Here is a 12,724-nt window from a genome sequence, read left to right on the forward strand (position 1 = left end):
AACGAGTAAGGGGGGGGTCAGAGCTTACGTGCGTAATTTGATTTCCATATCACGTTTTTTAATGCAGCGTTTTATCTTTTCTGCGCATGGGGCATCAAGTAGTTGATTAACAAGCGTAGACAAAAAATTATTAGCTATCAGTACATTTAAATATTGGCTGTTGGGTTTCTTCTTTTCAATAATTGTAGTCATAACTTCTATCAGCTCTCTGGAGCTTAAAAAATTTCTTATGAACACCCATGCCTTTGGTGTTATTTCTAATGCATTAACAGCATGTTCCTTTGTTGGATCGAATAAGAATTGTTCACATGCTCTCTTTTGTCGATCAGAGAATCCGTATTTGCGATACACATGTCTGATTCTATCAATGTAACTAGTTTCCTTGTCATCTTGTAACACCTTACTCAAAACTTGTAAATTTTTGCTCACTTGCATTCATCCTCCTCAATTTAAAGATAGAAGCACTTCTTTTTGAACACAAAAAAACACTCATTACAAAAACATCCCAAAGTAGTCTGAGATACTTTTGTAATCAGCGTTATTATCCAAACCTGAAATTTAGGTTTTACCAAATAACTTCGTCCTGCCTTACGGTTATCCTCTGCTGTTAGAGGTTGTCCTACTGGCTCTGGTGCTGAAGTGTCACATTCATTATTTAAATTAATGATACATCATTTTATGGGGGACTGCAAATCTTAGTTATTTATAGTAAAATATTCCTTAGCCTATAGACTTATGGCGCATTTAAGAAGGAAAGAGAACATCATTGAAAAATATCGAATGGATAATTAGCTTGTCACCGCGCGATGTAATCTCGTAGAAAAAGCGTTTATTGATAGAAAAACAACATGAATATTGATTACTTATTGGAGGTGTAGTTAGGTGAAAATTATTACTTTTTTTAATAACAAAGGTGGAGTTGGTAAAACAACACTTGCTGTAAATGTTGCGTCATTTCTTGCGACTGAATATAAGAAAAATATATTATTTTTGGACGCAGATCCGCAAGGTAATTCTACACAAATGATGATCCCTGAGGACGATTGGGAAAATTATTATGGAGAACAAGCTACTGCATCCACAATTATGGATTATCTTGCCCCTCTAATTGAAGGAGATGCAGGAATTACTTTCGTAGATTATGTATTTTCGAAAGAAATAAATAGATTTGAAGTTGATTTAATCCCTGGTCATCCGAGTTTATCAATAATTGAAGATATCCTTAGTGATGCTTGGAATAAGTGTACAGGTGGTGATCTAGGAGGCTTCAGAAAAACAAATTGGTTAAATTTTATGAAGGAGCATTACAGTGATAAGTATGATTATATGCTAATTGACGTTGGTCCCTCATTAGGAGCGTTAAACCGAAGCATTTTATTAAATACAGACTATATAATTACCCCAATGGGATCAGATATTTTTAGTTTGATTGGGGTTTCAAACATTTCAAAGTGGATTAAAAACTGGATGGATGTTTATGAGAATGCAATACCGATAGTCTTACATAAACATGGTCAACAAGCCGTACAAAAATACCCTATCAATTTTAATATTAATTCAACAACAAGGCTTATAGGATTCTCAATTCAGCAATATGTAACACGAACCTTTAAAACGGGAAGACGTCCAATTGGGGCATACGACCGGATTATCCAAAAAGTACCCGATGCCATTACTACCAATTTGGGTTATCTAATCCATAATGGGTTAGATATAAATGACTTAAATTTAGGGGATGTTCCTTATCTATATAGTCTTGTTCCATTAGCTCAGTCAGGTAAAGCGCCGATGTATAATCTTACACGTGAAGATGGAGTAGTCGGAGCCCAGTATGACTCTATTAGGCAATATAAAGAGATGTTGAATATTATATCTACTAAGATATTAAAAAACATGGGTGATTTAGATGCAGATTAATTGGCCAGACAATTTGGTAGAAGAAATAGCATATCGACGCTGTGTCATTTTTCTAGGGGCTGGTATTTCTGCAACGGCAAAAAACGATCAAAATGAAAGTCCTAAAAAATGGGGAGAATTCATTATTGAAGCAAAGTCACTAATAAATCCTCAAGTTAATCAAGAAAAGATAGATTTTGTAGATAAAATGCTCTCCCAAGGTAACTATCTATTGGCTCTTCAAACAATTGCAGATTATGCTGATCCAGGTAGATACGGACACTTCTTGAGACAATCATTTAGTAGACCGAATTTTAGAGCATCCACTACCCATAGTATAATTAAAGAGATTGATTCTAAAATTGTTGTCACAACGAATTTTGACAAAATATATGATAATTTATGCAATGATCACGGGTATACAATTGCAAGATATGACGAGTTTCAGAAGATGCTTAATAGCATTAAGTCAACTGAAAATCTCATTATAAAAGCTCACGGTACAATCGATGATCTTGATAGCCTGATCTTTACACAAAGACAATATTATGAGGTCAAGAAAAAGCATCCAATTTTTTACAATGTACTTAATTCGTTATTTATGACTAATACTATAGTATTTTTAGGGTATAGTTTAAATGATCCTGATATAAATTTGGTTTTAGAACTAGTAGCTAATTCGAGTTCCCCAGCAAGTCCTCACTATGTAGTACTTAAGCAAGGAATCGATGAAGAAATAAAGAGACACTGGAGAGATTGTTATAACATTTATGCACTTGAATTTGGACCTATGTATGAGGATTTAGAACAGAACTTATTAGAACTACAGGATAAGGTTGCCTCTTATAGGAATTGGAAAGGGATACCGTAAGAAAAAAAGCACCCCCGATGAGACTACTGCAAAAGTCGTCTTTTTAGAAAAGCGAAAGATTTTAGGGGGTTCAAATATGTCTCCCTTAACGCGAAACGAGCCTTAGAAGCGATTCTAGAGGCTCGTTTTTCTTTGACTGTTTTGTTGTTCAGAAAAAAGTGGACTTTTGCAGCGTTCTCCCGAAGGGAGTGCTTTTTAGTCGTTGAAAATACCAAGTTGTTCAGAATTTTGCTCATTTTTTTTAGTTTTTTTACCTAAAGTTTCAGGTAACCAATGATTATATTTTTCTCTTAGCTTCCTAGTCTCTACCGTAAATAGCTTATTAGAATTAGACATTATTCTGTCAAGATACTCTTTATGAGAGGAAATATCTTCAAATCTCTTTGCAATAGAATCGATCGGCCCAATCTCGCAACCAATCCAATTTCTACCTAATAACTCACTAGTAATAAACGTTGTACCACTACCTCCAAAAGGGTCAAAAACTAGGTCGCCTGGCTTGGATGCCAAACTAATAATTCGTTCCAAGAGTTTCATAGATAGCTCATTACTATCTCTTGTTTTATATTTGCTATGTCTAACTGGAGGAATATCGTACCAAACATCAGTAAGATTGATTCCGTTAATGTTTAACTTATCTTTATATCCCCCGTAATCACGATGATCACCACCGCAATGCCTACAAACCTCTAATGGAATACGTTGTGTGTTAAAGGTAGTTGGTTTGGCTCCTTTTGTATAATAAAGGAGTGAGTAATGTGAAGGATATAGTCTATTTTGTATAGGTAATCTATATTTAATATCAACGGCTATCCAATGTCTAAAAGTAAGGTGTTTGTTTAAAATATCGGCAGCATAAGTATTCCACATTGGTAAATTCCAAACAAAAAGTGACCCACCCTCTTTTAATAATTCAACACAGCCTAAAATCCATTCCTCAGTCCACTCTAAATACTCCCTCTTGCTAAGTTTATCGTTTATTCCTGATTCATAAGATTTGTTTAAATTAAATGGGGGGTCTGCAAAAATTAGATCAACTGATCCCTTATCTATTGTACGCATAAGTTCTAAACAATCAGCTTGATAGAGTTTTCCAAGGCTAGTTTGAAAACCTGGCACCATAGATATTTCATCAGGTAATTTCTCAGGGACGTCATCTCCTAACAACATGGAGATTTCGGAAGATTTTTCTCCAAGTAGTGAGATGATTTTTTTATCTAAAATTCCTAATTTAAGTTTAAACTCTAACTCGCTAAGCCCGGAGGTTTTTAAAATCTTGTCTAGGTCATCTCTTGATGGGAGTTTTAATTCATCTGCGTAGTATTTTAATCTTTTTACTGAAACACCAGATCTCTTTGCAAATTCTTTTAGTTCCAAATCATTGTTAACTCTAATAGCTTGATAAAGTTCATTTAGCATAGTTGTACCTCCATTTCAATAATACCAGAAGTTAAAGGTTGATAGGGATAAACCGTGCATGCTTAATGCATCCAAAAATAAACATTGACAAATGAATATTCAGTATTTATCATGAGATCCAGATAGGGATAAAATTACATGAGGATCTCATGATGGGGGTATTTTAATGAAACTGAAGCAAACGATTAATCTCATTGACATCGAGGGTAGTAGCTCGAAAATTCAACCTTTACTTAGCCAAATCCGAGACGGAATTTCAAAAATGGAAAACCCAGTTGGCTCAGGTGAATTTTTGCTCTATGGTGAAAAGAAGTGTAATGGAGTCAAACCAATAAAAGATACTTTCATGCAGTATCTTCGCCAAAATGAGTGGCTACTTGAATATAGGCTTGATGTTGGCGTTACTAATTCGAAACCGGGACCTATCGATGCTGTTTATCCAGTAGGTGACAAATTCTTTGCTGTAGAGTGGGAAACTGGAAACATTAGTTCATCCCATAGAGCAATCAACAAAATTGTTACAGGAATTCTAAATGGAAAACTAATTGGAGGGGTTCTAATCCTTCCATCACGTGAGATGTATGAATATTTGACTGACAGGGTAGGAAATTTCAGAGAGCTAAGCCCGTATTTTAATGTCTGGTCTAAAGCAAGATATGATGTTGCTGAGGGATATGTAGGGGTAATTGAAATTGAACATGATGGAACAACTAATGATGAAAAAGTTAAACTGACTAAGGGAACTGACGGTAGGGCACTAGTGTAGCGAAAACTAATACTTTTAAATATTTTTAAAAGGAGAGGGTGTTTATGGTTGGCGAGTTCCATAGTGGCAATATTATCGATGGAAGGTACGAAGTAGTCGAAAAGAAGGGAGGCGGAGGTTTTGGAAGAGTTGTAAGTGTAAAAGATTTACAAACAGATCAAATTATTGCCCTTAAATACTGTACCGAAACCGATCCCGAACACATTCGTCGATTTGCACGTGAGGTACGAATAATGAGCAACTTAGACCATGAAAATGTAATTAACATTATGAACTCAAATCTTGAGCATTCACCACCGTACTTCACGATGCCATTGGCATTACATTCAGTTACTCAATTAATTCCAATACTTGAAAACAATATTGATCAGGCAATAGCCGTATTTGAGTCCATTTGCAAAGGAATTAGTGCGGTACATTCAAGTGGCTTTACTCATCGTGATATAAAACCTGATAATGCTCTTGTTTTTGAAGGAGGAAAAATTGTTGTTTCGGACTTAGGTCTCGCAAAATTTGACGAACGAGATAGTACTGTATTAACTCGAGCCAGCATCTACATGGGGACATATGACTATATGCCTCCGGAACAAATGACTTACGGTGGTACAAGAGATTTGGATCATCGTGGTGATATTTTTCAACTCGGAAAAACTTTATACCATTTAATTACTGGAAATCGACCAACTGTATTAAATTCAGGAGCCGTATCAGCGGGGATTTGGTATGTGATACAAAAGGCAACTCGACAGAATCCTGACGAACGGTATAGATCGATTGATCAAATGTTGGACGCTCTCTATGATGCTAGAAGAGCAAGTGACCCAGCTATGAACCCTAAGAATGTTTTTACTCAACTTGTTAACATTGCAGAAGAAAAACTAAAGGAAAATCTGTATGATCCTGAAAATGCATCTAAAATAATTCAACTAGTTTACAGCACTGAAGATGACGATGACTGTATTGAATTATTTCATAAAATCCCTGATAGATTACTACAAGTTTATGCTGCAAATATGGGGGCAGAGTTTGAACCGGTATTGAAAAGATACACGAGTGCGATTGATAACATGATAGGTGGATATGCATTTCACCATGCTGAGACAGTAGCTTATAGAATGAATATCGTTTTTAGAAATGCTATTCTACCTGATTTAAAAAGGCTTGCAGTTATAAGTGTGTTATTTGCAGCAGTTCGTTTAAATCGATTTTCTGCAATGGGAGATTTCGATCAGATGTTAAGGTCCATTCGCGATGATTCTGATGCGTACGCTGTTGCTGATGGACTTCGTGAAGAAATCTCTGATTACATGCGACTGTGTGATCGTATACCGAAGAAGGAACTCCATCCAGCTATTCAAACTGTATGGGAACAATGTCATAAATAAAGGTTATACAAAAGGAGACAGTGCTAAAATGTACAGTCTCCTTTTTTAATTAGAATAAGTGTTTTGCAAAAGGTGGGTATTTGGAATCTTCTTAGGGAACAATCTAAGCAAGTTATGCAACAGAAATAAAAGTTCTTATGAGTATTTCTCTTTGGATTGTGGTTTTAAACTGCCACGACCCGCCTCCACCAAATACATAAAGTGAAGCCACCTGATGAGGGGGCTTTTTCGTTTATGGGGGAGCTGTCCACTATAAATTACGGTTTGGGAAAAGCGATATAACAAATGTTATAGAGCTTCAGCCCAGATATACTGAAATCTAATGCGATTCGAGTCGCTGGGCGCAGGGATGTGAGAAACTTTGTGCAGTTTTAAGGAGCGTCCCATAAAACCCACAAAAGACCCTTTCCCCAATTTTGGGATGCAGAGTTTTTCCCTTATGCTAAATTAAAGGAATACTCCCAAAAGCATAGGAGCACCACCATGTCTTCCACTCTAAGTAACCTACTAACCATGGTCCTTCTCGGAGCTATAGGTGGCTTAACGATCTCCTTCCTAGACATAGAACCTATGCCTATCGTATGGATCACCTTTTTCCTGATCGCTTTCGTCATTCTCATCAGCAAAGACCTGTATATTTTAAAATTCAACATGAATACAGTTGAACACTACGTAAAACATTCAAAACAACCTTACTATCGTTTCTTGTACGCCTATCAACACGACACCGAGGCGGAAGACGAGAAAGAACTAGCAAAAATTACTTCCGATAAACTCCGCGCCTACATCACCATAGTGGTAGAACTCATCGCGGCAACTACGATTTGGTAGAAATAGCACTCGGTAAGATTGATTCATCAGAGCATCGCCATTATTACTCCGCACATGTAGCACTCCTAAAAAACAGCCAAGATGCCTACAACCAACACCGATCCGAGATCAAAAATCGTATCTACCAGTTGTCACTCGATACTGAAGTGGCCTATCACCAAGGAAACATGGCAGAAGCAGAACAATACGGTCAACTAGCCATTGCCGAATCCCAGGGCGTACAAAAGTATTTAATGATCAAGACACTTGAAAAAAGCAAACGCAGTCTGAATCGGAATTCATACTTCTAGGTCACTTTCCTACTGCGTTTCTGATTCCGGGAGGGAAAGCCGAGTCTCACGAATACCGATCACGAATCAACCGCGTCGTCACATGGCGGCCACAGAGTGGTTATGTACCGGATGAGAATCCTATACAGGTGGGCAAGTAGGGGACAGGTACGTCGTCGGTATTTGTGTGCCGGTAAAACATATCTAGATTTGCGTTTTTCATCTACAAGAAGGACTGTCCCGATTGAACGATCGAGACAGTCCTTCTTTGCGCTACGACTCCATCGCCCATGTGGCGTGACTCAGGAGGTCTATTTCTTCAATATAACCCACTCGACTATCACAAAATTAAGAATGAGACCAGCCCAAATGTTTACATTCAATACCTCTCCAATGACGGTTTCCATACCATTCGGAAGAGAAAAACCATGAAAAATATAGTATAGAAGGAGTAGTACTGGCACTAATAGACGCGCGCTTATGGCAACTAATGTCATTCCAAAACTGCGAATCATCCACTTTCGGTGTTCCTCATATTCCCTGTTGATTGCGGTACGGTACCCTTTCCAGCATGTGAAAAGCCAAGCGAAAGATAACACAAGGAAGCTTGTTGCCTTCATGAAATTTTCTGCATAAAAGATACTCGCTAAAGAGAGGAGTCCGCTGATAAACACACTGTACACATAAATCCTCCCAAGAAAACGATGTATCCTTGGGTTCTTTAGGCGAATTCGGTCGACAAATTGGAAAAAACCAGTGAGAAGAGCAATGAAAGCAGCAACGATATGAGCAACTAATAAAGGATAGTGAATAGTGCCTGGAATAATCGTTATTCGACTGTTTGCAGGATCTAATGTTAAATAGGGAAATAGAAATGGAACGATAACCAATAGAGATACAAGAAATAATACCCACCAAATTTTAGGGATTTTCATACCTTCTTCCCCCCTAGATTATGAGAATGTTTTACGGTGGAGAGAGAGCCCCAGGAGAGAAACAAGGCAATAACAGGATGAAGCGCAGAGAGGATTCCTAAGTGAGAGGAATAAATAACGGTAAGGAACTGCGCAACGATCATTAGGTATAATCCGAGACAAATCCAACGAAGATGTACGGGCAGCTTTCCAAGGAAAGAGAGAACCAACATGCCGACTGGAATCCATGCAAAATAGTGAGCCAGGGTTCTATGCAGTTCCCAATGTTCTCCGTTGACGAATAGCCCAAGACCTGCCAGTGATACCTGAACAATAATGAAAGCAAAAAATACCCACGCGAGGACAATAAACATGTACCTCCATATTTTCACACGAGGAGGGGGAAGGGGAATCTTCTCATTCATCTCAAGCATGTAAAAACCTCTCCCATCTGAATAATTTGTATTACCCCCATCCTAAACGCGAGTTCAAAACAAACCCTAAACGATTTCTAAAAAAAGGATAAAATCTGAACCTCATAACGAATTATGTACACATGCATAAAAAAACAAAGACCAACATAGTAAATATCGCCGGTCTTTGACTCATAATCAGTTATTAATTGGGCTCTAACACAAAGTAATACGGTTTGGAGAGGAGATTGTGCAAATGATCGCGTACTTCCACGTTAGGCAGTCGGTTTAATGATTCGCTAATTTCTCGGTTCATGTCGGCGTACTGGATTTCATACTGCTCTTCCAGGCCCACTTTTTGTTTCTCCTCGTGAATGACGCTAGCCAAACGCTTCGCTATCCCAAATAGCTCTTGATTGGTCTCACCATAACCAGGTTCATTAGCGTTTGCCAAATATCCGCGCATTTCTGCCAATCGAGACAGGGTATCACGCCAGTTCCATACTTGAATATTTTTTTCTCTTGTTTGAGAGCATATCTCAACAAAAGGATTTTTCGATAACAAATCTTCTAATGTACTCCATGAATCTGGTCGCAGGGATTCTTCGAGTTTTTGAAGGCAGTACGCATCAGGAGAGAGTAACTCTACCACTTCACGAAACGCTGGAATCGAGTTTCGTTGATAGCTTTTGATTCCCCACAAGCTATGTACCTGCAATGCCGTAGCAAATGACTTGCAGTGAGTATCGAGTTCTTGTAATTGTTCCTCATCTAGCTTATGACTAGCAAGAATCCTCGCTTTTACCTCATTATCAGGGATGTTTTCATTCGCTTCGCCTAATTGCATGTTTCTTTTGATGTACGTTCGAACCGTGTCTTTTGGTATCAATCTATCCTCTAGAGCGCCGAGAATTCCAAATCGATAAGAGATAAACTCCTCGAATCCTTTACTACTTCCGAATCCATCATCAATGGCATGCAAATCTGGTTGCACTTCCATCATTTCAGCGAGCACCTGCTCCTCAAGTCCATAAATGCATGCTTCGATATGTGTCCAGTAGCTTCTGCATTCGTCTTCGCTCCCCAGTACACGTTGATAGACATCATGGAAGAAGAGGATATGAGCAATTTCGTGGAAGTAATTTTGAAAAGGAAACTTGATGTGACTTCCTTCCAAATACGATCCTGCATTTTGATAGATCCGTCCATGTTCTGGTCGGAATAACGTTGGTAGCGTCGAGTGTAAATCTAAGTATAATCCAATCCCTTCATTGTAACTATGTGCCCAAACAGCTAAATAGGTTGGGCTTAACAACAAAGCGATGGAGTGATTGGTAATTTGAACGGGCAAATTGAAATAGCCGCCGTTTATTTGAGGCTGCAAGCTTAACCAGGTCATCCCAACTGCTAGAGCCTGATATAAAGGAAATTCACCATCCGCTGCTGCCTCTCTACAATAACGTTGAAATTGACGTATATCGCTTACAATTCCATGGTTGTTAAAACCGTAGTTACCCTCGAATTGCTCAAGTCCCTCAATGAAATCCTCTGGTGATACCGTTAAAAATACGTTAATTCCATCCACCCAAAGATCGGAACCGATCTCTGATTCTAGCCATGCGTCTGCGTCCTCGGCAAGCTCTCTCAACTGATGATATCTTTCCAACAAATGCGCTTGATTCATAAACTGCACCATCCCGTCATGTTTGCTTACTGCCTGGAAAGTGAGAACTTTATGCAAAAAATTCAAGAGCACACGAGGTGCTCTTGAACAATTGATTACATTCTACATGCAATTGTTAAAATTGGAAGAGGAAGCAATTTCATTTCTTGAACGTTTTGATTATTAGAAAGTTGTGCTTTCACTACCTTTTTCATGGGCAATCCCGTCCTTCCTAGTTTTTATAATTTTATGGAAATCACGAATGCTTTTTGATTCTCTTACAAGCACACATCAACAACTACACGCCATTTCAGCGCTTTCATTTCTTGCACTTGTTTGTTCTTGTTTACTGCTACTTTTACGACCTTTTTCATGAGTCTATACCTCCTTTCCATGAAAGTGGAATTATATGACCTCTCTATCAACAAAAGGCTTAATTGTAATTATAAGGAAAATTGACAATTCATTTCAAGTTAAGAAAAATAAATATTTTCTGAAATATATAAATTTTGTTAATGGAGGCTTATTCCAGGGAAGGTACTTCCTGCTGCGACAATAGGGGTGCTTGTAGTAAACTGTATCAGGGGTGTAAGCTTGATTTCTGGCAACTTGGAGTAACTAAGCCCATAGCGATTGGAGTGGCTTTCTCTTGCAAGCGGAGCGGTACTTTGAGTTATGTATGTTTGAAAAGAATGTTTATTTAGAGTATAGTATCAGAATGAATAAATGAGGGTTGGGTAAGCAACCATTTGAATGAACATTTATGAATGAGAGATAGAGAACAATTAGGAGGATTGTTGTGTCACAGAAAGCGCCATTTTCTTTTGTAGTTACGATAGGATTCATGTTATTTGCTTTGTTTTTTGGAGCGGGTAATTTAATTTTTCCGCCCATGCTTGGCCAATTAGCAGGAACAAATGTATGGATAGCCAATGCAGGTTTTTTAGTTACAGGGGTCGGGTTACCTTTGTTAGCGATCACAGCCTTTGTTTATTCGGGAAAAGACGACTTGCGCTCTTTAGCCAGTCGCGTGCATCCCGTATTCGGAATGGTATTCACGATTGTTCTATATCTAGCAATCGGTCCGTTTTTTGCGATACCGAGATCAGGCAATGTATCGTTTGATATTGGGGTAAAGCCTTTCCTATCAGAACAGGCAGGTCCGGCACCGCTGATTCTATTTACCATCCTGTTTTTCGCAATTGCCTGCTTCTTATCGCTCAATCCTATGAAAATTATCCATGTAGTCGGAAAAATCTTAACTCCAATTAAATTAACGTTTATTGGAATTATTGCAGTAACGGCTATTATTTATCCAATTGGAGCCCTTCAAGCCCCGCAAGCAGATTACACATCCCAAGTATTTTTCAAGGGTTTTCAAGAAGGGTATTTAACATTGGATGCGCTTGTAGCTTTTGTTTTTGGAATGATCATCGTGAATGCGATTAAAGAAAAGGGAGTTACTGCCAAAAAACAAATTTTGGCTGCGTGCGCAAAAGCAACGATGATAGCTGGTTTACTTCTCGCACTTTTCTATACCGCACTTTCCTTTATGGGTGCTTCTAGTGTAGAAAAGTTGGGCCACTTAGAAAATGGTGCTGAAGTTTTGGCGAAAGTTTCGAATTACTACTTTGGTTCTTATGGTGCCATTTTATTGGGATTAATGATTACAGTGGCATGTCTAACTACTAGTGTAGGACTTATTACAGCCTGCTCTTCATTTTTTCATGCATGGTTTCCGAAGATCTCTTACAAAAAATTCGCGGTTATTTTGTCTGTTTTCAGTACACTCGTTGCCAATATTGGATTAACGCAACTCATTAAGGTCTCCGTTCCGATCTTAATGACCATGTATCCGATTGCGATCTCGTTACTCTTCTTGACGTTTCTGCACAAAGCATTCAATGGCAGACCAGAAGTGTATCAAGGAAGTTTACTTTTCACTTTTCTGATTAGTCTGTTTGATGGCTTAAAGGCTGCTGGACTCGAAAACAGTGTTGTCCATCATTATTTTGCTCAGTACCTACCACTGTATGACGTAGGTTTGGGCTGGCTGCTGCCTTCTCTTATAGGCGGGGTATGCGGATACATGATCAGTGTATTCCGGAAGAATACGTACCACGTTCAAAAACAAAAAGAGGCATGAAAATAACTTACAAACCCGTCTCTTACCATATAGGAGACGGGTTTTGTTCATAAGTCAATCAGCATCGAGTGAGAGTTAAAAATATTTTTATTTTTCTAAAGTTTACAGATTGGAATTACCCATTTTATGTTATTCTATTTTTTGCGATGGA

General features: G+C 38.3%; 12 protein-coding genes. 7 read left to right on the forward strand and 5 right to left on the reverse strand.

Annotated features, from left to right (window positions below; all coding sequences use genetic code 11):
- Positions 1 to 24: 24 nt before the first annotated feature.
- Complete coding sequence (locus POF51_RS29890) at positions 25 to 435, reverse strand: hypothetical protein (RefSeq protein ID WP_271756663.1); 411 nt, start codon at positions 433 to 435, stop codon at positions 25 to 27.
- A gap of 447 nt (positions 436 to 882) precedes the next feature.
- On the opposite strand from POF51_RS29890, the gene POF51_RS29895 reads away from it, so the two are divergent.
- Together POF51_RS29895 and POF51_RS29900 are read left to right on the forward strand one after the other, a co-directional pair.
- Positions 883 to 1,917 (forward strand): ParA family protein, encoded by a 1,035-nt coding sequence (locus tag POF51_RS29895; protein ID WP_271756664.1) that lies wholly within the window; start codon positions 883 to 885, stop codon positions 1,915 to 1,917.
- A complete protein-coding gene (locus POF51_RS29900) occupies positions 1,907 to 2,767 on the forward strand; it encodes an SIR2 family NAD-dependent protein deacylase (RefSeq protein WP_271756665.1) in 861 nt (286 codons plus the stop codon). Before POF51_RS29895 ends, POF51_RS29900 begins: the two co-directional genes overlap by 11 nt.
- A gap of 195 nt (positions 2,768 to 2,962) precedes the next feature.
- On the opposite strand, the gene POF51_RS29905 is transcribed toward POF51_RS29900, so the two are convergent.
- Positions 2,963 to 4,186 carry a DNA-methyltransferase gene (locus POF51_RS29905; protein ID WP_271756666.1) on the reverse strand — a complete coding sequence of 408 codons (1,224 nt, stop codon included), beginning with the start codon at positions 4,184 to 4,186 and terminating at the stop codon, positions 2,963 to 2,965.
- 166 nt (positions 4,187 to 4,352) lie between these two features.
- On the opposite strand from POF51_RS29905, the gene POF51_RS29910 reads away from it, so the two are divergent.
- From POF51_RS29910 to POF51_RS29925, 4 genes are all read left to right on the forward strand, one after another.
- Positions 4,353 to 4,952 carry a hypothetical protein gene (locus POF51_RS29910; RefSeq protein ID WP_271756667.1) on the forward strand — a complete coding sequence of 200 codons (600 nt, stop codon included), beginning with the start codon at positions 4,353 to 4,355 and terminating at the stop codon, positions 4,950 to 4,952.
- A gap of 44 nt (positions 4,953 to 4,996) precedes the next feature.
- Positions 4,997 to 6,337 (forward strand): serine/threonine protein kinase, encoded by a 1,341-nt coding sequence (locus POF51_RS29915; protein WP_271756669.1) that lies wholly within the window; start codon positions 4,997 to 4,999, stop codon positions 6,335 to 6,337.
- A gap of 483 nt (positions 6,338 to 6,820) precedes the next feature.
- Entirely contained in the window at positions 6,821 to 7,168 is a 348-nt protein-coding gene (locus tag POF51_RS29920; RefSeq protein ID WP_271756671.1) for a hypothetical protein, read from the forward strand.
- On the forward strand, positions 7,162 to 7,458 hold the full coding sequence (locus tag POF51_RS29925; RefSeq protein ID WP_271756672.1) for a hypothetical protein: 297 nt from the start codon (positions 7,162 to 7,164) through the stop codon (positions 7,456 to 7,458). The genes POF51_RS29920 and POF51_RS29925 overlap by 7 nt, the downstream gene beginning before the upstream one ends.
- Before the next feature lie 290 nt (positions 7,459 to 7,748).
- On the opposite strand, the gene POF51_RS29930 is transcribed toward POF51_RS29925, so the two are convergent.
- The 3 genes from POF51_RS29930 to POF51_RS29940 form a co-directional block, all read right to left on the reverse strand.
- On the reverse strand, positions 7,749 to 8,372 hold the full coding sequence (locus tag POF51_RS29930) for a DUF2306 domain-containing protein (RefSeq protein ID WP_271756673.1): 624 nt from the start codon (positions 8,370 to 8,372) through the stop codon (positions 7,749 to 7,751).
- Positions 8,369 to 8,785: a DUF6220 domain-containing protein gene (locus tag POF51_RS29935; RefSeq protein ID WP_106836126.1), complete on the reverse strand. Its 417-nt coding sequence runs from the start codon at positions 8,783 to 8,785 to the stop codon at positions 8,369 to 8,371. The genes POF51_RS29930 and POF51_RS29935 overlap by 4 nt, the downstream gene beginning before the upstream one ends.
- Positions 8,786 to 8,969: 184 nt before the next feature.
- Complete coding sequence (locus tag POF51_RS29940; protein ID WP_271756674.1) at positions 8,970 to 10,448, reverse strand: hypothetical protein; 1,479 nt, start codon at positions 10,446 to 10,448, stop codon at positions 8,970 to 8,972.
- Between the two features lie 778 nt (positions 10,449 to 11,226).
- On the opposite strand from POF51_RS29940, the gene brnQ reads away from it, so the two are divergent.
- A complete protein-coding gene (gene brnQ / locus POF51_RS29945) occupies positions 11,227 to 12,573 on the forward strand; it encodes a branched-chain amino acid transport system II carrier protein (RefSeq protein WP_271756675.1) in 1,347 nt (448 codons plus the stop codon).
- The last annotated feature ends 151 nt before the right edge of the window (positions 12,574 to 12,724 follow it).

The organism is Brevibacillus sp. AG, from assembly GCF_028369215.1.
Taxonomy (GTDB): Bacteria; Bacillota; Bacilli; order Brevibacillales; family Brevibacillaceae; genus Brevibacillus; species Brevibacillus porteri.